18 protein-coding genes and 1 pseudogene are annotated in these 21,495 nt (G+C 59.1%); 17 read left to right on the top strand and 2 right to left on the bottom strand.

The annotated features are described in order from the left end of the window. The first annotated feature begins 380 nt into the window (after window positions 1-380). From C8K63_RS16240 to C8K63_RS16230, 3 genes and pseudogenes are all read left to right on the top strand, one after another. The gene (locus tag C8K63_RS16240) at window positions 381-1,046 is read left to right on the top strand and encodes a GntR family transcriptional regulator (RefSeq protein ID WP_108217646.1); all 666 of its coding nucleotides are present in this window, start codon (window positions 381-383) and stop codon (window positions 1,044-1,046) included. A gap of 14 nt (window positions 1,047-1,060) precedes the next feature. After that, complete coding sequence (locus tag C8K63_RS16235; protein WP_108217645.1) at window positions 1,061-1,912, top strand: DUF1989 domain-containing protein; 852 nt, start codon at window positions 1,061-1,063, stop codon at window positions 1,910-1,912. Between the two features lie 95 nt (window positions 1,913-2,007). Next, a pseudogene (locus tag C8K63_RS16230) lies at window positions 2,008-2,388 on the top strand (SDR family NAD(P)-dependent oxidoreductase); the annotation flags it as partial. A 195-nt stretch (window positions 2,389-2,583) separates the two neighbouring features. Here C8K63_RS16230 and C8K63_RS16225 read toward each other — a convergent pair. Together C8K63_RS16225 and C8K63_RS30145 are read right to left on the bottom strand one after the other, a co-directional pair. Next, window positions 2,584-3,165, bottom strand: coding sequence for a TetR/AcrR family transcriptional regulator (locus tag C8K63_RS16225; protein WP_177413257.1), 582 nt, complete (start codon window positions 3,163-3,165; stop codon window positions 2,584-2,586). 2 nt (window positions 3,166-3,167) lie between these two features. Continuing rightward, the gene (locus C8K63_RS30145) at window positions 3,168-3,464 is read right to left on the bottom strand and encodes a hypothetical protein (RefSeq protein WP_146176394.1); all 297 of its coding nucleotides are present in this window, start codon (window positions 3,462-3,464) and stop codon (window positions 3,168-3,170) included. Window positions 3,465-3,612: 148 nt separating this feature from the next. On the opposite strand from C8K63_RS30145, the gene C8K63_RS16220 reads away from it, so the two are divergent. The 14 genes from C8K63_RS16220 to C8K63_RS16155 all read left to right on the top strand — a co-directional run bounded on the left by C8K63_RS16220 (window position 3,613) and on the right by C8K63_RS16155 (window position 21,354). Continuing rightward, window positions 3,613-5,037: a DUF1329 domain-containing protein gene (locus C8K63_RS16220; protein WP_108217644.1), complete on the top strand. Its 1,425-nt coding sequence runs from the start codon at window positions 3,613-3,615 to the stop codon at window positions 5,035-5,037. A gap of 23 nt (window positions 5,038-5,060) precedes the next feature. Then, complete coding sequence (locus C8K63_RS16215; RefSeq protein WP_371920768.1) at window positions 5,061-6,707, top strand: DUF1302 domain-containing protein; 1,647 nt, start codon at window positions 5,061-5,063, stop codon at window positions 6,705-6,707. A gap of 8 nt (window positions 6,708-6,715) precedes the next feature. Next, window positions 6,716-9,130, top strand: coding sequence for an RND family transporter (locus C8K63_RS16210; protein WP_108217642.1), 2,415 nt, complete (start codon window positions 6,716-6,718; stop codon window positions 9,128-9,130). Window positions 9,131-9,143: 13 nt separating this feature from the next. After that, window positions 9,144-10,109 carry a YCF48-related protein gene (locus C8K63_RS16205; RefSeq protein ID WP_108217641.1) on the top strand — a complete coding sequence of 322 codons (966 nt, stop codon included), beginning with the start codon at window positions 9,144-9,146 and terminating at the stop codon, window positions 10,107-10,109. Between the two features lie 165 nt (window positions 10,110-10,274). Beyond that, window positions 10,275-11,258 carry a PAS domain-containing methyl-accepting chemotaxis protein gene (locus tag C8K63_RS31105; RefSeq protein ID WP_108217640.1) on the top strand — a complete coding sequence of 328 codons (984 nt, stop codon included), beginning with the start codon at window positions 10,275-10,277 and terminating at the stop codon, window positions 11,256-11,258. Between the two features lie 308 nt (window positions 11,259-11,566). Then, complete coding sequence (locus C8K63_RS30355; protein ID WP_158273948.1) at window positions 11,567-11,725, top strand: hypothetical protein; 159 nt, start codon at window positions 11,567-11,569, stop codon at window positions 11,723-11,725. Beyond that, window positions 11,725-13,008 carry an acyl-CoA dehydrogenase family protein gene (locus tag C8K63_RS16190; protein WP_108217638.1) on the top strand — a complete coding sequence of 428 codons (1,284 nt, stop codon included), beginning with the start codon at window positions 11,725-11,727 and terminating at the stop codon, window positions 13,006-13,008. The genes C8K63_RS30355 and C8K63_RS16190 overlap by 1 nt, the downstream gene beginning before the upstream one ends. 53 nt (window positions 13,009-13,061) lie before the next feature. Next, complete coding sequence (locus tag C8K63_RS16185; protein ID WP_108217637.1) at window positions 13,062-14,195, top strand: trans-acting enoyl reductase family protein; 1,134 nt, start codon at window positions 13,062-13,064, stop codon at window positions 14,193-14,195. 10 nt (window positions 14,196-14,205) lie between these two features. Further along, complete coding sequence (locus C8K63_RS16180; RefSeq protein ID WP_108217636.1) at window positions 14,206-15,765, top strand: AMP-binding protein; 1,560 nt, start codon at window positions 14,206-14,208, stop codon at window positions 15,763-15,765. Window positions 15,766-15,782: 17 nt separating this feature from the next. Next, window positions 15,783-17,021, top strand: coding sequence for a thiolase family protein (locus tag C8K63_RS16175; RefSeq protein ID WP_108217635.1), 1,239 nt, complete (start codon window positions 15,783-15,785; stop codon window positions 17,019-17,021). Window positions 17,022-17,032: 11 nt separating this feature from the next. After that, entirely contained in the window at window positions 17,033-18,397 is a 1,365-nt protein-coding gene (locus tag C8K63_RS16170; RefSeq protein WP_108217634.1) for an FAD-binding oxidoreductase, read from the top strand. 114 nt (window positions 18,398-18,511) lie between these two features. Continuing rightward, window positions 18,512-19,990, top strand: a complete 1,479-nt coding sequence (locus C8K63_RS16165) for an FAD-dependent oxidoreductase (RefSeq protein WP_108217633.1) — start codon at window positions 18,512-18,514, stop codon at window positions 19,988-19,990. Window positions 19,991-19,999: 9 nt separating this feature from the next. Next, the gene (locus C8K63_RS16160) at window positions 20,000-20,656 is read left to right on the top strand and encodes a c-type cytochrome (protein ID WP_108217632.1); all 657 of its coding nucleotides are present in this window, start codon (window positions 20,000-20,002) and stop codon (window positions 20,654-20,656) included. A 35-nt stretch (window positions 20,657-20,691) separates the two neighbouring features. Continuing rightward, window positions 20,692-21,354, top strand: a complete 663-nt coding sequence (locus C8K63_RS16155; RefSeq protein WP_108217631.1) for a hypothetical protein — start codon at window positions 20,692-20,694, stop codon at window positions 21,352-21,354. The last annotated feature ends 141 nt before the right edge of the window (window positions 21,355-21,495 follow it).

Genomic DNA, 21,495 nt, shown 5'->3' with positions numbered 1-21,495 from the left:
TCCTTGATGTCCCGGCAGCATCGACGGCCAGAACGACGGAGTGTCATCGCGGGCAATGAGTGGTCATGTGTACGACGAGTTCGACCCGGGGAACATGAAGCTGTATGGGAGGAAATGTAAGGCGCATCCAGCGGAGATATTGGCAGGCAGACCGCTATCGTCGGATCGCCGCCCGGAGCAGGCTCGCTCCCGGACAAAAAACTTTCAAACAGGTCTTGAATTCGGTAATTGGCATAGTATTAGCAGATATGTAATCAAGTGATTGTTGAACAATCATTGCCGCCCTTACTGCTTCCACCTACCGAGGATACGAACGTGCGAAAAGGTCTGATGGGCAAGAAAACCACGCGCAACCTCGCGTGAACGGAGGGAGTGCAACGGTGAGTCAACCCAAGGAAAAAAGCCTGTCGCTGCCGGACCAGGTCGCCATCGAGCTGCGCGAAGACATCATTGGCGGGCGCCTGTTGCCAGGCACGCCACTGGTGGAAAGCGAGCTGGTCAACGCCTACAACGCCTCGCGCAACACCGTACGCGAGGCGCTACACCAGTTGGGTCGCGAAGGCCTGACCAGCTATGTGCGCAACAAAGGCGTGATGGTGCGCCGAATGGGTATCGACGATGTGCGCGACATCTTCAAGGTCCGCCGCACGCTCGAATTGCAGGCGATCGCCGCGAGCAAGCCGTTACGCGAGTACCAGTCCGATCTGATGTTCGATGCCATCGAGGCGGCACAACTGGCCCAGGATCGCGAGAACTGGCAAGCCTTCGGTACCCACAGCCTGCGGTTTCACCAACATATCGTCGGCCTGATGCGCAGCCCGCTGTTCGACGAATTCTTCACCCACGTGGCGGCCCAGACGCGCCTGGTGTTTTCCAACGCTCCCAGCGAGGAATCGTTCCAGAAACCCTGGCTTGAACGCGACCGGCATATTCACGATCTGCTGGGCGACGGCCGCAAGAAGGAAGCCGAGGAAGCCATGAGCAGCTATCTCAACGACTCCGAACTCGTGCTGCTGGACATTCTGAGCAGCCGACCAAAACACTGAAGAGAGGACCCATCATGTACAAGGATTATCCAGCGGCCTACCAAGTCAGCAAGGGCGCCGCATTGCAGGTAGACAAAGCGTTCTATGACCGCGTGCGCGAAAGCAAGGAAGGCCGCACGCTGGTCGAGCAATTCGAAGTGCCGATTCGCACCGGCCGCGCCTGGAAGGTGCCGGCGGGGCATGTGTTTCGCGTGACCACGCCTGTGGGGCCGCAGGTCGGCGACTTCAACGTGTGGAGCGCCAACGATCCCCGCGAACGCATGTGGGCGGCCCGAACCCGTCAGTTGCAAGGCGCGCACGTCACCACCTACGACCGCTTGTGGTCGAACCTGCCGTTCCTGCGACCGATGGTCACCATCACCGACGACAGCCTGGCCGGCTACGGCATCGACGAACATGGCGGCCGTTTGCACGACCTGCTCGGCACCCGCTGCGATCCTTACGTGAACAAGATGCTCACCGGCGAGGATTTCCATCACCATTGCCACTCCAACCTGACCCGCGCGGTGTTGCCGCACGGCCTGACCGAGTTCGACGTGCACGATGTGTTGAACATTTTTCAGTGCACTGGCCTCAATCACGACGACATGTACTTCATGAAGGCGTGCCCGGCGAAGCAGGGCGACTACCTGGAGTTCTTCGCGGAAATCGACCTGCTTTGCGCGCTGTCCACCTGTCCGGGCGGTGACTTGTCATTGCCGATGTGGGGCCCCGACGCCGAGGATCCGCTGGAGGTTTGCCGTCCTCTCGGTGTGGAAATCTACCGTCTCGACAATTCGCTGCTGGAGGGTTGGAAACAGCCTGAGCGCGCCGCTTACAACGGTAACCACGGCTTGATGATTCCCAAGGCCGAGTGGGAAAAGTAAGGGCCGCTGGAAGGATGTGCCCTCTTGCGCCAGGCAGCGTTGGGCCAGCCAGTTGACCCTGTGCGTCATCTGTACCGCAGTCGAGGTGTATTGATGGATCGCGACTTCGCCTAGCGCTTCTCCTTGGCCGGCCGAACGGTGCTGATCACTGGCGCCTTCGATACTTGGTCTATAGCCATTACTGCGCCGCCAAAGCAGGCGTGGTGCAACTGACCAAGTCGCTGGCGCTGGAGCTCGCGCGCTACAAGATTCGCGTCAACGCCTTAGCCCCGGGCTACTTCAAGACGGAAATGAATGAAGCTTTTTTCGATAGTGACAAGGGCATCAACTACATACGTGAGCTGATTCCCATGCGCCGATTAGGCGAACTCCACGAGCTGGAGGGGCCGTTTCTACTACTCGCCAGCGATGCCGGTGCGTTCATGACCGGCAGCGTTATGGCTGTGGATGGAGGTCAATTGGTCAGTAGCTTGTAAGCAAGTTCGATGACAAGGCTTGTGCTCAGACAGAGTCGCCAGCTGCAACCATGATCTGGTTGAGCACTGACTTGCCATACTTCACCGGCACCTCCAACAGCTAAATCCGCCACAGCTCAACAAATCACTCAGGCCCCGGCGATCACCCAACGGGGTACAGGTTGATGATCGTCAGGTAGATACGGATCAAAATGTTCAGCGGCTAGCCACTAATAGCGCTACCGCTTCGCAGGCCGTTTCAGTTTCTGCCTCCAGCCGTGCCAAGTCTCCATGAGCGGACCAGGCGATGATCAGACCATCCACAAGATGAACCAGCAGTCGACTTGTGGCCTTCAAGAAGGCCTTGTCGAATTGCGTACCGATGGCTTTTTCCATGGCCTGTTCCGTTGCTTCTATCGCTACCGCGTAGATTCTGCTCGCCATCTCGGGGTTGTTGCGCATGGCCCAGAAGAAAAGCTCGGTTTGTGCCTTGGCGATGTCGGGGTTGGTGGAGAACCACGTGACTAATTGGCGAAGCATTTCCGCTGTCGTTTCAGCTGCGGTAGTCCCCGCAGGCACGTTCGTCAGGGCCTGGTGTGGCAAGTTGAAAAGAGACTCATAGACTGCATAGAGGAGGTCGTCTTTTGTATGAAACACGTAGTGCAGCGACGCGAGAGGACAGCCTGCGGCAGCGGCGATACGTCGAGTCGTTGCATTGGCAACCCCATGTTCTGCAATCACTTTGACAGTGGCTTCCACGAAGTCCTGTCTACGCAATTCAGCGCCCACTCTGGCCATAGTCAAGCAATCTCCTTTGTTACTGCAGTAGCGCCTGCCTGGGGGGCGGCGTCAACGCCGGCGGATGCTACAGCATGACGGGTCTGCGAGTCATGAGCCGGCGTGGAGCGGCGCATGGGTTTTGTTGCCAATGGCACACGTGAATAGCTCATTCCAATGCGGTGATAATGCGTAACAACTGTTTCGTAAATTCCCAGATTGGTGCGGCCTGCTGAAACAAGCGGGTGCGTCGGTGAGTAAGCAGTGTTGCCTGGCCGATTGATCAAATTTCTAACACATTGATAACTAAGCAAATTCATTTTACCTCCATGGTTTGGCATGTGGTTTGCTTTGTAGTCAATTGACTTGGTCAAATGATCAAGTCAATTGATTAGAGAGTGTGGCACAGCCCGAGTCTTCCCTCCAGGAAGGTCGCGCCGCCGGTTTCAGCCCCATGAGGATCTTCCAATGAATGAAGTTATTGAGCGGCCATGCGCCGGCATTTCCACCAGAAGTGGAGTCAGGCATCTGATCGTGGCATTGGCAGCAATGGCTGCTATCGGCACTGTTCAAGCTGCACAGAAGGATCCTGCGCTGCTCGGTACGAAGCTAACGCCGCTGGGAGGGGAGGTCGCGGCAAGTTCTGATGGGGTCATCCCGGCCTGGACGCCACCCGGTCCGCAGGGCGGTGGCTGGAGTTATGGCCAGGTGCGTGGTCAATCCTGGAAATTCAAGAACGACAAACCGCTTTTCAGTATCGACTCCAACAATGTCTCGCAATATGCGGACAAGCTTTCACCCGGTCAGGTGGAACTGTTCAAGAAAATCCCGGGCTATCGCATGGATGTGTATCCGACCCGTCGTAGCTGCGGTGTGCCCGACTTCGTCGCTGATAACACCAGGAAGAACGTCGGATTCGCCACATTGGATGCCGATGGTCTGGCCCTGAAAGAAGCTCACGTACCCGGTATTCCATTCCCTATGCCGAGCACCGGTGCCGAGGTGATGTGGAACATGAAAATGCGCTACCGCGGCGTTGGTTTCGATATGTCCAAGACCGTTTCCGGGATATCGCCGCGCAAGGGGGGGAACGACTGGCTGCGCACTTCGACGGACTGGTTCATGTATACCCCATGGGGAGAAAAGGGCAGTGCGTTGTTCTCTTCCTTCGATCGCCTGGAAGTCGCCACTTATTTCTCCTATCTGGATCCTGCTGCCCTTGCCGGACAGGCCGGTGTGGTGACTACCAAGGCTGGCGAACAGGCGACCACGTTCTATTACTTCCCCGGCCAGCGTCGTGTGCGTCGCATGCCCGCCTACTCCTACGACTCTCCGCAAATTGGTCTCGACAATCAGTACACCATCGATGAGTCGAACGTGTTCTTCGGGCCGATGGACCGCTTCGACTGGAAGCTGGTCGGCAAGCAGGAGTTGTTGGTGCCCTACAACGCCTTCGGGGCCTATGACGCCTCTGCCAACATTGAGAATGTGGCCAAGCATGATTACATCGCGCCCGAATCACGCCGCTATGAATTGCATCGTGTCTGGGTCGTCGAGGCCACGGTTCGCCAGGGCATGCGCCACCAGGCTCCGAAGCGACTCTTCTACATCGATGAAGATAGCTGGAACGCGCTGATGGCTGTCGACTACGACAAGCAAGGGCAAATCTGGAAGGTTCGCGAAGGCTATACGATCCCGGTCTACGAGACAGGCACCTGCGATATGGAGGCACAGGCGCAGTACAACCTGGTTGACGGTCGCTACCTGTACGACATGACGTCTGTCGGAGTGGGCAAGAACGATCACCGCTGGCTCACCGAGAGTACCGGCAACCCCCGCCTGAAGCGTGACTTCTACACCTCCGACAACTTGCGTGCCATCAGCGAACGCTAAAAAGCGATCGATCGAGAGCCATCATGAAAAAAATAATCACAAAAGCATCAGGCCTTGTCATCGCGTGTGCAACCCCTTTGGCAATGGCGTTCACGTTTGAAACCGAGAACATCCGTGGTTCATTCGATTCCACCATCGCCGTGGGCATGGGCCTGCGCACCGATTCGCAATCTTGCAATCTGGTCAACACCGGCGCTACCGGACACAACCCGCCCAGTGGTTGCCTGGCACAAACCTCTGGCATTGGTGATCAGGGCAACTTGAACTACGACAAGGGTGACCTGTTCACCAACTACATCAAAGGCTCCCATGAGTTGCTGCTGAAGTTACCGGAGGACTTCACCTTCATGGCGCGTGGAAGCTGGATTCGTGACTTCGCCGCCACCGATACCACCGGCGCCCTGTCTTTCAACACACCTGCGGGCGTTGGCAGCGACGGTCTTACCAATGATGCGCGTGACGACCTCGAATTCAAGGCTCGCCTGCTCGACCTGTGGGTGAGCAAGAGCTTCGATGTCGGCGATCAGCGCGTACGGGCTCGCTTGGGCAATCAGGTGATCAACTGGGGCGAAAGCCTGTTCGTGGTGGGTGGCATCAACAACACCAACGCTTACGATTACCAGGCCCTCGCGCGTCCTGGTGTCCAGCTCAAGGAAGCCGTGCTGCCGGCCCCGATGCTCAGCCTCGCTTCGGGTCTGGGTTCCGGTCTGAACATTGAGGCCTACTATCAGTTCGGCTGGAACAAGAGCGAGCTGCCGCCCGTTGGCAGTTACTGGTCGACCACTCACGGACTCGGTGAGGGCATGCAATCCTACGGGTTCGACGATAAGGGTGCTCGGGATAGCGGACAGTGGGGCATCTCGCTGCGTTGGCAACCGGACGACACCGATCTCAATCTCGGCCTTTACGTGATGCGCTATCACGAAAAGCTGCCGTCACTGACGGTGCAGGTGCTCGATCCGGAGACCTTCGCCCTTTCGCAAAAGTGGGTATATCCGGAAGACCGTATGCTCTATGGCATCAGCGCCAACATGCCGATTGGCGACTGGGCTGTCGGCACGGAGTTGTCCTACCGTCCCAAGGATGCGGTGCCACTCAACCCCGTTCTCGATCTCTGTGCAAACAATGGCGGCAAATGCTGGGACGACCAGAAAAAATTCCAGTGGCACCTGACCGGCCTATACAGCCTGACACCCTCCAACTCCCCCGGACTGCTTGACTTCACCGGCGCCAGTACGGGCACCCTGCTGTCTGAATTGGTGGTCGTGAAGTATCCCGATCTGCATGACAGCGTCCACGGTGAGCTGATTTCCGCGGGTTTGAACACCTGGCAGCTGGATCCATCGACCCCGCCGACGGCCAAGGGCAACAAAACCTCATCGGGCGTCAATGTGGATTTCAGCCTCACTTATGACGGGACGTTGCTTCCGGGTTGGCAGGTTACGCCTGGGATCTTCTATTCGCGCTCCCTGGGCGGACGGACACCCAATCTGTCTGCAACCTTCACCGAGGGTGCCAGCAGCATGAACCTGTATTTGAACTTCGTGCGTAACCCCGCAAGTTGGCAGGTCTCTTTCAACTACGCGAAATTCATGGGAGGCGATACCCCCTACGATCAATTGTTGGGTGATCGCGACTATGCCGGTTTCGTGATTTCGCGCACTCTGTGAGGCATGTCGTGAATACTTCTGTAAAAGTGCCCGTCAAACGGGGGCGTGGCGTGCTGCCTCGCATCGAAAGCTGGCTTTTCGGGCATCGCCGGCCAGTACTGGCGAGTCTGGTCATCTTCACTCTGATCATGGCCTGGTTTGCTGTTCAGTTGCGTATGGATGCCGGCTTTGAAAAGCAGCTGCCCATCGGCCATGAATATGTAGAAACGTTCGAGGCGTACCGCAATGACCTGTTGGGGGCGAATCGCCTGACCATCGTGGTCAAGGCTCGCGCAGGCAAGATCTGGAGCGAGACGGCTCTCAAGCGTCTGTATGACGTCACTCAGGCAGTCACCTTTCTACCCAATGTTTCGCGTAGCAGCGTGCGTTCGTTGTGGACGCCGAACGCTTTCGTCAACGAGATAACCGAGGAGGGCTTCCGTGCAGATCCACTTGTACCGGGTACGGTAACCCCCGAACGCCTCGATGATGAAACCATTGCCAGGATCGCCGATTCGACGGCTCAGGGTGGCTTTATCGGCACGCTGGTCTCGCGGGATCAGAGCAGCGCGATGATCACCGTCGAACTCAACGAGTTTGATGCCACTGGCGCGCGTCTGGACTATGTGGCCTACAACCAGGTCCTGGAAAAGCAAATTCGTCAGCAGTTCGAGGACGGTGATTTCGAAATTCAGATCATCGGCTTTGCGAAGCAGATCGGCGATATTGCCGATGGCGCGTCTGCAGTATTGGAGTTTTGCCTGCTGGCATTGCTGCTGACGGCCGCTGCGGTGTACTGGTACTGCCACTCCGTACGTTTCACTCTGCTGGCACTGGGGTGTTCATTGGCGTCGCTGGTCTGGCAGTTTGGCAGTCTAAGGCTGCTTGGCTATGGCCTCGACCCGCTTGCCGTGTTGGTGCCCTTTCTGGTGTTCGCCATCGGCGTGTCCCATGGCGTGCAGCAGATAAATTTCATCGTGCGGGAAATCGCCCATGGCAAGTGCGTCGAGGAGGCGGCGCGTTCCAGCTTCAGCGGTTTGCTGATCCCCGGCACGCTGGCACTGGTGACCGCTTTTGTTTCCTTTGTAACGTTGGTGCTGATCCCGATTCCGATGGTACGCGAGTTGGCCATCACCGCGTCGTTCGGTGTGTCCTTCAAGATCATCACCAATCTGGTGATGTTGCCGCTGGTGGCGTCGATGCTGCGGGTCGACGGTGACTACGCCGCGACCGAGGAGACCTCCCGTCAACGCCGTGCCCGTTGGTTGCATGGACTGGTCAGGCTCACCGAATGGCGTAATGCCAAATGGGTGCTTTGTGTTGCTTTGCTCGTCTTTCTCGCGGCGGTCTGGCAAAGCCATGACCGAGTCGTTGGCTCCCTGCAGGCAGGTGCACCGGAATTGCGTGAGGATTCTCGCTTCAACCGTGATGCAGTAGCCATCGCCAGCAACTACGACATTGGCCTGGATTGGCTAAGCGTCGTCTTCGAGGTCAATCCGGGCAAGTCTGGTGAAGGCGCTTCAGTCGCCTGCGAAGAGGTCGCCTTGGGTCAGTACCAGGATCGCTTTGTGTGGGCAATGGAAGGCGTACCCGGAGTGGTGTCGGTTGCCGCATTTTCCACCAGCATGCGCCAGTTCAACGAGGGTTATAACGAGGGCAATCCGAAAATGAATGCGGTGCCCATCGATCCGGCGAACTACTCCTCGTTGGCTACCGAAGTGGCTCGTATTCCGGGAATCATGCGTTCTGACTGCAGCATGGCCGCCGTACACCTGTATCTGGCGGACCACAAGGCAACGACTATCAACAAGGTGATCGAAGCTGCCAAGGCCTTTCGTCGCGAATTCCCGATGCCAGGGGTGACGGTGCGACTGGCCTCGGGCAATGCGGGGGTGATCGCAGCCATCAACGACGAAGTTGAAAAAAGTGAGACGCCAATGATGCTGTATGTCTATGCCGCAATCGCGCTGCTGGTGTTTGTCGTTTATCGGGATCTGCGCGCTGTGCTGGTGTGCTGCCTTCCTCTGACCATTGGCACCTTTATTGGCTATTGGTTCATGAAGGAACTACAGATCGGTCTGACTATCGCGACGCTGCCCGTGATGGTATTGGCGGTTGGCATCGGTGTGGACTACGCCTTCTACATCTACAACCGCATGCAACTGCATCAGTCCCTGGGCCTGCCGATCGACAAGGCTGTCGAGCACGCCTTGCTCGAAGTCGGTGTGGCAACCATCTTTACCGCAATTACTCTGGCAGTCGGCGTCGCCACCTGGGCGTTCTCCGACCTCAAGTTCCAGGCCGATATGGGCAAGCTGCTCGCCTTCATGTTCATGGTCAACATGGTCATGGCCATGACCGTGTTACCGGCTTTCGCAGTCTGGCTCGAGCGGGTGTTCCCGCGTAAGCGCCCTGTGCGCATGGTCGGCGCACTGGCGCACTGAGGAGAAAAGCAACATGCGATACATGATTTCATTCATGGGGACTTTACTCGCTGCGGTGCTGCCACTGTTCACACTTCAGGCATCTGCACTGGAAGCTGTGCCGGCAGTCCCTTCGAGCAACGCCACGCAGGCCACCTTGCTGGATGCCGCATGGGCAAAGGATCGTGTGGTCGCCGTTGGCGATCATGGCATGGTGTTGCTTTCCGATGATCAAGGGAAAAGCTTCCATCAGGCAAGCTCGGTACCGTTGTCCTCGCCACTGACCGGTGTTTCATTCGTCGATTCCAGGCAAGGTTGGGCGGTTGGTCACTGGGGGGCAATTCTGGCCAGCAACGACGGCGGTGACTCCTGGCAGATTCAACGACTGTCCAGCAATGAGGATCGGCCACTGTTCGCTGTACATTTTTTCAACGCCGAACAAGGTGTCGCCGTCGGCCTTTGGTCACTGGTGTTGACGACCGATGACGGCGGAAAAACCTGGGATGAGCAGAAGCTTAAAGCTCCACCAGGATCTAGCCGTGCCGATCTCAACTTGATGGGGCTTTTCGTCGACGCTCGCGGCAGCGTGTATGCCGCTGCCGAACGAGGCCAGGTGTTGCGTTCCGATGACTTTGGGAAAAGCTGGAGCTATCTGGATACCGGCTATGAGGGCACGCTTTGGTCGGGAGCCGTGTTGGCCGATGGCACCCTGCTGGTCGGTGGCCAACGCGGCACACTGCTGCATGGCACCGCGGACGGACAGGTTTGGCAACGCGTGCCCTTGGAGAGCAAGAGTTCGATCACGGCCATCGCGGTGTCAGGAGAGCAGGTAGTCGTGGTCGGTCTGGATGGGCTGATGGTACGCAGCAGTGATGGAGGAGGGAGTTTCCAGGAGCAGAAGACGTCCGATGGCGTTTCGCTGACGGCTGCATTACTCAGCGGCAATGACTATCCCGTTCTGTTTTCTCGACGTGGTGTGGTGCCGGTACAAATCAAGTAAAGGCATCTCTCGAGACGTCGCTGGAACGGCGAGTTGTTGACTCTGTTCTTTGACCCCTTAGCTGATTTTGATTCCTCCCTTTGAGGGACCTCGTCGGATCCGGCGTCCGGTCCCTTTTTTTTGAAATCAGCCAATCATGAATTCGACTGTTTTTAAGGAGGACCAATGTTTTCCGGAAGAAAGCTCAAGCGTCTGGCTGAAGAGGTCAGCTCGCGAATATCGTCGCTGTTGAGTGGTCAGCCAGCCCCCCATTTCCAAGGGGGGTTGATCAACAAATATCCATGGTTGGCTGACAGCTTCGATGGGCTGGAGCAGCGGCTCAACCATCAGCAGCATGACAGTGCTGGTCAGAGACCAGATGACTCTGAGAGTGCCCTGGTCAGTGATCTGAAAAGCTCTCTGCAAGCCGCTCGGGATGAAATGCACGAGCTTCAATGTGAGATCAAGGAGAGCAACCTGAAGCTGTCCGATCTGAATGAGCAGTTGGTTTCATACAGGGAAAAGGAACAGGTCTGGGAAGTGACCAAGAATGCGCTCACAGAGGTTTGCTGGGAGCTGTTTATTGTTGACGGAAATCCGGATCACCCTGAAAACCAGCTTCGCTGGTCGAAGCAGTTCCGCGAACTCGTGGGCTACTCGGAACAGGATTTCAAGGATGATTGGGAGGGGTACTTTTCAATCGTCCATCCGGATGATCTGAAGCATGTCGTGAAGGTGGTGACGCAATACCTCAATGCCGCAGACCCTTCCTCAGGTTATACGGTCGAGTACCGAATGAGGCACAAATTCAAAGGCGAGATCTGGTACCGCGAAAGGGGCCAGGGCGTGATGGATCGCAGTGGCAGGCTCCGCCGCATCATCGGGGCAGTACGTGATATCTCGGACGAAAAGCTTGCCCAAACGATACGCGCGCGCGAGTTGGCTGGCATGCAGGCGACTTACGAACAGATTTCGCAGATCGTGAACGTGATCAAGAGCATCACTGACCAGATCAACATGCTCGCCCTCAATGCAGCAATCGAAGCGGCACGAGCCGGTGATGCGGGGCGCGGATTTTCCGTAGTGGCAGATGAAGTGAAGAAGCTCGCGGGCAGAACTCGAGAAGCCACTCAGACGATTCAGGAAATGCTCTCTTCAAAGGCGCGTTAGCCATCTGAGAGGGTGTCCTGTCGGGGCACCCTGCATAGCGGATTTATCTGTGCACAAGTGTCCGTTGCTCCCACGACCTGCATGTCAGGAACCCTCTGGATGAGCAGGGCACCTCGTACTTTTTGGCCCGTTGTCAGGTGGTGCCTGCGCTGGGTCTTCCATCTCCCGGTTGAACGACTGGCGAACCATAAGGGCTCGCTTTCAGGGAAAGTCTTGTGCCCGATTATTATTAACATAACAGTCGTTGCGTAAAATAAAACTCCTTGTTAAAGTCGACAAAACAACAAAAGGCCCCCAGGAGGTCGAACATGAAAAATTCCAAGGCTGGTTCCTGTCCGAACAACGGCTTGGCCGTTGCCAGAGGCTTTCTGGGCGAAACGCCAAAGGCCCCATCCACTATCGAACTCAACTGCCTGGGCGGTCGCCAGCCAATGACTTGCGTGCCGGTTCCGGCGAGGGTGCTCTGATGATTACGCTCAAACCCACCATGACGTTGCCGGCTGCCGGATTGTCCGGTTTCGAGCCCCCCCTGAGCGAAGAGGAAGCAGCGATCCAGGCCTCGGTACACCGTTTCTCTAAGGAGGTGCTGCGGCCGCTGGGTCGGGAACTGGACCGGATGAAAGCGGAGGAGGTCATCGCTCCTGGCTCGCCTTATTACTCACTCTTCAGTGAGTACGCCAAGCTGGGATTGGATCCCGCGCTGCTGGCGGAGCTGCCGCCTGAAATGGCGGTGCGGATCGAATCCCTGATTGGTGAAGAGCTTGGCTGGGGTGATGCAGGTCTGGCGGTTTCTCTCGGCTGTGCCGGTTTCCCGCTACAGATGGCGGCCGCTGCCGGCAATGCTGAACTGGTGGAGCTTTGTCAGGGCCGAATCGGTTGCTGGATGGCCACCCAGCCTGATCGAGGGAGCGACAATCAACTCTTCGATATAGCGCGCGATTGGCCTGCGGGGCAGCAGGCTAACATCGGCAACCTGACTGCAAAGGTCGTCGGCGACGAGATCATCATCAATGGACAGAGCTCGGCCTGGGTGTCCAATGGCGCAGTAGCGCAGGTCGCTTTTGGCCTGATGTGCGCCGACTACGGTGACGGCTTTTTCGATAGCAACGGACTGCCCCATGGCATCGCCGTGGTCATCCCGCTGGACCTCAAGGGGGTTTCCAAGGGCAAGCCGCTGGACAAGATCGGGCAGCGTTCCTTGCCTCAGGGTGAGATCTATTTTGACAGTGTGCGGGTACCTCGGCGCTTTGCCATCGCCGAGCGGGATGCCTACTACGGCGCCGTCAGCTCGTCCTGGTCCTATGCCGGTACTCACATGAGCCAAGTCTTCACAGGCGTCGCTCGGGCAGCCTTCGAGTATGCGCTGCAATACTGCCATGAGCGTCGCCAGGGCGGTCGGATGTTGATTGACCACCAGATGACGCGCCTGCGTCTGGGCGAAATGCTGCGCCGCGTAGAGATCGCCCGCGCCGTGGCTCGTCGTTCGCTGAGCTTTGCTCGTCTGTCGCCGCAAACCCACCCTTACGCCACTGCCTCCGCCAAGGTCACGGTGACTGAAGAGGCGTTGGCCGTTGTCGAGGAAGCCTTCCGCTTGTTCGGGGGTAACGGGACCACGCGCGAATACCCGATCGAAAAGCTGTTGCGAGACACACAGGCCGCTTTGATCGAGGACGGGGAAAACCGTGTCCTGACCATGCGCCTGGGGCTGCTGGCCCAGCAGCTCTATGCCGAAGGTTGGGCCCAGGGCTGAGCCGACCAAAACACCCAACAAAAATCATCCAATAAGAAAGCGAGGAGCACGAGATGGCCAAATATCCTGTCGTTGTCTATGGCGCCAGTGGTTACACCGGCATGCTGACCATGGACTGGCTGATCGACCAGAACATTCCTTTCACTGCTGTGGCGCGCAACGCCGGTCGTGCCCAGGAAATGATGGCGCAACGCGTCGTCGGCCTGGAGTCTGCCAAATATGAAATCATCGAGTGCCCGCACGAGGTCGAAGCGCTTGTAAAGGTGTTCAAGGGCGCGCGCGTGGTCTGCAACACCGTCGGCCCGTTCGTCAATTTCGGCAAGGTGACGGTCGAGGCCGCGCTCAAGGCGGGCTGTCACTACCTGGACCCTGCCGGTGAGCAGGAGCACATTCGTGCACTGCGTGATGAGTTCGGCGAGTTGTTCCGCCAGGCCGGCCTGCTGCTGTCGCCGTCGCTCGCCTACATGTACACCTTCGCCGAGATCGCTGCCGAGCTGGCCCTGGAAACCCCCGGCGTGGACTCCCTGGAAACCGCGACTCTGACCCGTGGGCCGCGTGTCGGTGCCGCCGGTGTGACCGTGGGCTCCACCGCCACCATCTTCGAAGGATTTCGCCATCAGGGCTCCTATCTGTGGGACAAGGCGCTGGTTCCCTATGCGCCCAACGCCAGCTTCAACATCGTTTGCCCCAATCTGATGGAATCGGTGTTCTGCCTGCCCTGGGGCGGAACCTCGCTGCCAGTGTATTTCGAGCAGGATGCGCGTGTGCGCAGCTGCATGTCCTGCGTCGGCTTCTACGACAACCCTGTGATGAAGAGCGTCCACGCGCTGGGGCAGAAGTGGGAAGCCGAATACAAGCACCTGCCGAAAGAACAGCAGGATGAGGTGATCCAGAGTCTGGTGGATTCGACCACGCCGAGCATGCCGCCTCGTGAGCGCAGCACCCTGCAGCGCACAGTGGACTTCGCGATCGGCCGCGGTCAACTGGCGGCAGTCCGTGCGACCGTGCACGGCATCACCCCCTACATCGCCACCGGCGCCCTGCAAGCGGCGGCAGTGGCCAAGCTGCTGGACAACGACGTCGCCAAGGTGGGTTTCGCCTCGTCCTCCAAGGCATTCGGTCACCGCTACATGCTCGGCTTCCTCGAGCAGCGCGGCCTGGCACGCGCCACCATTACCCAACTGTGAAGTGACGAAGATGGCGATTATTGATTTTTTCGATCGTGGCTGGCGGATCAATCCGCACGGCGCGGCATACATCCAGGACGGCAAGGTCACGACCTTTACTGAAGCGGGGGAACTGTCCTGCCGCATCGCCAACGCGCTCCTCACGCAGGGGTTCGCGTCCGGAGTCAAGGGCGCGGTCTGGGCGGCCAACGATGTGACGGCCTGGCTCTGTGCGCTGGGCCTGTGGCGCGCCAATCTGTGCTGGATTCCGGTGGGCGCGCGCAACGCGCCCGAGGAAAACCGTTACGTGCTGGACGCCTTCGACTGCGAGATCCTGTTCTTTCAGCGCGAGTTTACCGAGGTGATTGTTGCCCTGCGGCCGCAGCTGCCCAAGATACGCCGGTGGATCTGCATCGACGGCGAGGTGGAAGGTGCCGAGTCTCTTCAGCACTTCGTCGCGCAGCAGCCGGCAACCGACCCGCAGGTGGACGTTGATCCGGAAGACGTAATCTGGGTTGGTCCCACGGGCGGTACGACGGGCTTGCCCAAGGGCGTCATGAACACGCATCGCAGCGTGCAGACCAGCTTTGCGCACTTCATGATCAATACCCCTTATCCGGCCAACGCCAGGCCGGTGAATCTGGCGGCGGCGCCGATGACCCACACCGCCGGCATGCTGTCGATGCCCTGCACGGCCAGGGGCGGTACGGTTGTCGTGATCACCAAGCCGGAACCGCAACAGCTGCTCGCAGCAATCGCGCAGTACAAGGTGACGGAATTCTTCCTGCCGCCGACCGTCATCTATCGGCTGCTCGACATTCCCGATCTGAACAAGAAGGTCGACTTCTCGTCACTACGCTACTTCCTCTACGGTGCGGCGCCGATGTCGGTCGAGAAGCTGCGCCAGGCGATCGAGGTCTTCGGGCCAGTCATGATGGAAGGCTACGGGCAGACCGAAGCACCAGGCGCCATCGCGCATCTGACACCGGGCGAGCACTTTGTAGATGGACATGTTGCGGGTGATGAGCGGCTGTCCTCCGTCGGCCGACCCAATCCCCTGGTTCGCGTCGAGATCATGAACGACGACAACGTGATTCTGCCGCAGGGAGAAACCGGTGAGATCTGCGTACGCGGCGATCTCATCATGAAAGGCTATTACAAGGATCCGCAGAAGACCGCCGAAGCCATCATCGATGGCTGGCTGCATACCGGCGATATCGGTCATCTCGACGCTGATGGCTATCTGCATATCACCGACCGCAAGAAGGACATGATCATTTCGGGTGGCTTTAACGTCTATCCGAGCGAGGTCGAGCAGGTGATCTGGGGGCATCCCGCTGTGCGCGACTGTGCAGTGATCGGTGTGCCGGACGAGACGTGGGGCGAGGCAGTCAAGGCCGTCATCGAGTTGAACGAGGGTCAAACCGTCGACGCGCAAACGCTGATTGCCCTGTGCAAGGAACAGCTGGGCTCGGTGAAGGCACCCAAGACGGTGGACATAGTGCTGTCCCTCCCGCGCAGCCCGGTCGGCAAGGTGCTGAAGAAAGACCTGCGTGCCCGTTATTGGCAAGACGCCAAACGGCAAATCTGAAGTCCAGGAGTCCTCTGATGGAACCAATCTATATTGCCGGCATCGCCATGACCGAGTTCGGGCGCCATCCGGACCGCAGCCTCCAGGACATGGCCCTGGAGGCACTCAATGGTGCGCTGGCGGATGCCCGCGCCCAGCGCTCCGATATCGGTGCCGTCTTCTACGCCGGCATCACCAACGGCCAATTGCAGGGGCAACTGTCGATCCCCGGGCAGGTGGTGTGCAGCAAGATCGGCATTGAAGGGGTGCCGATCTACAACGTCGAAAACGCTTGCGCCTCGGGCAGTACCGCCGTTCATCTGGCGGTGCAGAGCCTGCGCGCCGGCGCCACCGACGTGGCGCTGGCCCTGGGCGCCGAGAAGATGGTCGTACCCGACAAGATGAAAACCCTTTCCCTGTTCGAGGCTGGCTGGGACGTCTCCACCGCCGAGGAGAACTACGCGACGCTAGTGAGGATGGGGGAGGGCATCGTCCTTCCGGCGGGCTCCGAGTCCGATCGGCCGTACAGCAAGTTCATGGCCATCTACGCGGCCATGTGCCGTTGGCACATGAAGACCTACGGCACCACCCAGCGCCAGATCGCCGCGGTGTGCGCCAAGAACCACAATCACTCGGTGCACAACCCCTATTCGCAGTTTCGCAAGCCCTTCACCATCGAAGAGGTGCTGGCCGCGCCGCCGATCACCTATCCGATCACCCTGCCGATGTGCGCCCCGATGACCGACGGCGCTGCAGCCGCGATCATCTGCACCGAGGCGGGCCTGAAGCGCATAGGTGCCGACCCCAAACGTTGCGTGCGGATCGCCGCCAGCGTGATTCGCAGTTTCACCCTGCGCGACATGGCCGAACCTGAGAAGCATGTCAGTCACCTGGCCGCGCTTCAGGCCTACGAGATCGCCGGGCTAGGCCCGCAGGACATGCATGTCGCCGAGGTCCATGACGCCTCCGCGATGGGCGAGATCATTCAATCGGAAAATCTCGGCCTGGCGCCCCTGGGGCAAGGCGGGATCTGTGCCGAGCGCGGTGATTTCACCGTGGGCGGTCGGATACCGATCAATCCCTCTGGCGGCCTGGAATCCAAAGGTCACCCGCTCGGCGCAACGGGCATTGGCCAGTTGTTCGAGCTGACCACCCAACTGCGGGGCGAAGCAGGGGCTCGCCAGGTCCAGGGCGCACGCCATGCGATCCAGGAAAACGGAGGGGGACTGATCGGCATCGAGGAAGGCGCTGTGGCTGTCCATATTCTGAGTCGTTAGGAGAACTCGCCATGTCTACCCACCATCGCAACGAAAACCAAATAACCCTTACCGATCCGGGGCAGTTTCGACGCTTCGGTGGGTGGATGGATAAGCCGGACGATCTGCAACCGCAGCTACAGGACGATGTCAGTGCCGACGTGATAGTGGTCGGTGCCGGCTTCGCTGGATTGTCCACCGCATTGGAGCTGACGGCTCGCGGGGCCAAAGTCATCGTCCTCGAGCAAGAATTTGCCGGCTTTGGCGCCAGTGGGCGCAATGCGGGCTACCTTGCCGGCAGCATGGGGCTTGAGTTCGAATTGTTCGTCAGTCGAGTGGGGCGCGAGCGGGCGAAGCAGATCGTCCGTTTCTACGATGCAGGCGTCCCCTATGTGGAAAAGCGGTTGATCGAGCTGGGCATCGACTGCGACTACAACCCTTCCGGGCTCATCCGCGCCGTCGTTCATCCCTCTCAGGAAAAGCGACTGCGCAAGAGCATGGAAGTCGGGCTCGATCTGGGTTCGGTCACGCGCTTCGTGGATCAGGCCGAGATGCGTGCACGCGGGATTCCGCCAGCCTTCCTGTTCGGTTGCACCCAGCGCGGCGGCACGCTGGATCCGGGCAAATACGTACTGGGGCTGCGCCGTGCAGCGATTCAGGCGGGCGTGAAGCTGTACGAGCAAACTCCGCTGCTGTCCTATAGCGAGGGGCGAACCATCACCTGCAAGACCTCGCACGGTAGCGCGAGTGCGCCAATCATGGTGCTGGCCACCAACGCCTTTACCCCACAACTGGGCCTGCTGCGCAATAAGGTCGCGCCGTTCCGGGTTTCTGCGATCGAAACCCGGCCGCTGTCCGCGACGCAGTTGTCGTCGCTCGGCTGGCGAGGACGCGAAGGCATTGTGACGCCGCATATAACCATGGAGAGTCACCGCCTGACTGCACGTAACACGCTGGTGCTGACCACCAAGCAGCTCAGTTACGTCTATGGCTCGAAGACGCCCAACGTGCCGGACGCCAGCGCCTATCGCGCATTGGGGCAGGCGCTGCACGAGCGCTTCCCGACCCTGCGCGGCCTTGGCATCCAATCTTGCTGGAGCGGTTACGTCAGCATGGCGTACGACGCTCTGCCGGTGGTGGGCGCAACCGGGGCCCAGCAAAACATCCTCTACACGGCTGGGTGTGCGGGACACGGTGTTGCTACCCAATCGCTCATGGGGCTGCTACTCGCCGAGCGAATCGGTGGTGTCGAGAATCCGCTAATGGAGGCGTTGCACCACAAGACGCCTTCAATGCTTCCCGAACCCCTGCAGTGGTGCGCCATGAATGTTGGCCTTGTGGCGGCCAAAGCGCTTGATGAGTGGACGAACTGGAGGGCCCTGCAGCGGCGCAGCTGATCATCGTTGTTCTGATGTTTCCCATGTGACTGATCATGTTCGCTTCGCCAATGTTGCGCAGCGAAATACCTGTTGGTCAGTGATCTCGATTAACCGCTGCGCGAGGCATTAGCCATGGCCAAGAGGCCTACCTCCGATACCGGACTCGATTCAAAACGTAGACAATTTCTGAAACTCGCCGGAGCCTCCGTGGCCGTAGGAGGTTTCGGCCTGAACGTGGGGCTGGCGCATGCCGGTGCAGCCACTGGCGAGGCGGGCGATGTTCTGGATGTCGCCATCATAGGCGCCGGCCTGGCTGGATTGACTGCCGCCCGGGACCTGCAGCTGGCCGGCAGCCAGTCCTTCGTGGTCCTCGAGGCACGGGACCGCGTGGGAGGTCGAACCCTCAATTTCGACATGGGCAACGGCCATGTTTCCGAGGTCGGTGGCCAGTGGATCGGGCCGGGCCAGACCGCTGTCGAGGATCTCGCGCGGCAGTTGGAGGTGGGAACCTTCCCGAGCTTCTACGAAGGCAGCACAGTCATTCTCGGCGGCGACGGCCGCCTTGAGGTCGATCTCAAGGGAACCTTCGGCACTGATATGACCGTCGCTGGAAAGCTCAGCGAGCTTTCGCGCGATGTGCCCTCGGGGGCGCCCTGGAATTCGCCGAAGGCAGCGGAGCTGGACAAGCTTTCGGTTGGCGATTGGCTGGCCCGGCAAAACATCAAACCCGAGGATCAGCCAGGCTGGGATGCCAGCATGACGCTGAGCGGAGGTGTAACCCCGGCCAAAATGGGGCTCTTGCATTTCCTGTCCATGATCAACTCAGCCAGCTGTGATTACGAAAAGCTCGACTCGATCAAGGACAGCGCCCAAGGTACTCGGTTTGTCGGCGGCTCGCAGATTCTCAGCACCAGAATGGCCGGGCAACTGGGGGACAAGGTGCGCTTGCAGTGCCCGGTCCGCAGGATTGCCGACTGGGATCGCGAGGTTGTCACGCTACACACGGACCAGGGGCTGGTGCGTGCGCGCAAGGTTATCGTGGCCATCCATCCAGCCCTCTGCAACCAGGTGCAGTTCGATCCGCCCCTGCCGCCAGCGCGTGCCGCTCTGCAGCGTGCCTGGCCAGCGCACTCCCCGGCGCGCAAGACGGCCATGGTGTATTCCCGGCCGTTCTGGCGCGACAAGGGCCTGAATGGGCACATCATCATGCTCAACGGTCCCATTATCTGGGCCTGGGATAACTCGCCACCCAATGGGGACGTGGGCGTCATCAATGCCTTCATATCCAACGCCAATCTGCCCTCGGACCCTGCAACGGCGAAGCGCATCCTGACGGAACTCTACGCGCGCGCCTGGGGGGACAAAGCGCTGCAGCCCGTGGCCTATCACGATCAGGATTGGGGGCGTGACGATCCGTGGTCGATCACCTGCATTTCGGCCATACCTCCGGGATTCTGGACCACCCATGGCGAGGCGCTGCGGCCGGCCTGCGGCAACCTGATCTGGTCCGGTACCGAGACCGCCGATATCTGGGCCGGCTACATGGATGGCGCCGTACGCTCGGGCCACCAGAGTGCCCTGCAGGCCCTTAACGCCCTGCGTCGGGCATAGGAGGTGAATATGAAGAAGTGGATTTTGCTGGGATTTGTTACGGTCGTTGCCGGCCTGCTGACTGTTTACGGCAGGGACCTGCTCGATCTCTATCGCCTGCTGACTCACATCAGCACGTCCAGCGAGGCGCGGCAGACTGATGGTGGGCCGTGGCCACGCCTGACCGATGCATGTGTCGGTTGTCATGGCGCCCGGGGCAACTCGCTGCATCAGGGTTACCCGAGTCTCGCGGGTCAGCCGGCTCCCTACCTGGCGGCTCAGTTGCGCCACTTCGCCAGCGGCGAGCGAGCCAACCCGAACATGGGCCCGCTGGCATTGAGCCTGAGTGAGGCTGACATTCAGCTCCTGTCGGAGTACTTCGCCAAGCACCCTGCTGCTCAAAACGGGTCGTTCAAGCCTGATCCCGCTCTGCAGGAGAAGGGCCAGAAGCTGGTGGCGAGCGGGGGCTGCGCCGCTTGTCATGGTGAAGGTCTGATGGGGCACGACCAATTCCCGCGGTTGGCCGGGCAGGGGCATGACTACCTGCTGGCGCAGCTGAATGCTTTTGCGCTGGGTCGCCGCAAGGATCCGTCAGGCGCGATGACCGCCATTGTCACGACGTTGTCCGCGGATGATCGCAAAGCACTTGCCCATTATCTCGCGGCGCTCGCCCCTGTGGCGAAGTGACGTATTACGTTCAGTATTTGATAGAGGCTATTACTATGGAAATCAGGGATACCTTTGCGTTGCTTGCTTGCGCTCTGTTGGTGCTTTGCGGAGTGACTTACGGGATCAAGTTTCTTAAAAAACAGAATTATCTGCTCGGTTTCGAGTGGCTGATCGTTGCCTTCTCCGGGTCGAATCTTCTGATATACCTCCTCACTGAGTGGAAGATTAACTACAGCATCTCATTCTTTCTCGATGCCTTTTCCCGCGGGTTCGGTGTACCAATTGTTGCCACTCTTGGCCTGATGGCGGTCACCCATAATTACAAACCATCGGTCTCCAAGGATGTCGTGATATTCGCGGCTTCATTCGCTGCCACCTTCGTGCTCGTTCTGGCTGACTTCGTTCGCGAGCCGCTCCCGTACTTCTATGTGATCATGTGGTCGGGCTACACGATTTATCTCGCCTATTTCACCTGGCAACTGGTTTGTGCCGGAGAGAACCTGCACGCCCTGGCCACGGCGGTGGGTGCTGCGGTCGCCCTGGTCGTGGCTCTCGTCTATGACTTCTTCCCGATCCCGGGTGACGACACCAAAATGGTGTTCATGACCTTTGCCTTGACCACTTGGTCTTACACCATGGTCCAACTGTATTACGCCTATGGCGCGCTGGCGCGCGCGATGGGAGGTTCGTCTCGATCGCTTGTGCAGGCCCGCTGACCGATTTGCGAGCTGCATGGAATGAGCCGCCATTTTCTGGCGGCTCATTCTTTTACTCCGGCCTCTCTGTAGGTCCGGGGGAGTTCTGTCTTTCGAATGGGAATGTGGGGCAGGTGAGCGTCCATGCCCACCTTCACGAAC

The sequence above is a fragment of the Pseudomonas sp. GV085 genome, from assembly GCF_003050925.1.
Lineage (GTDB): Bacteria > Pseudomonadota > Gammaproteobacteria > Pseudomonadales > Pseudomonadaceae > Aquipseudomonas.
Note: the sequence above shows the minus strand (reverse complement) of the source record. Positions and strands in the feature narration are given on the sequence as shown.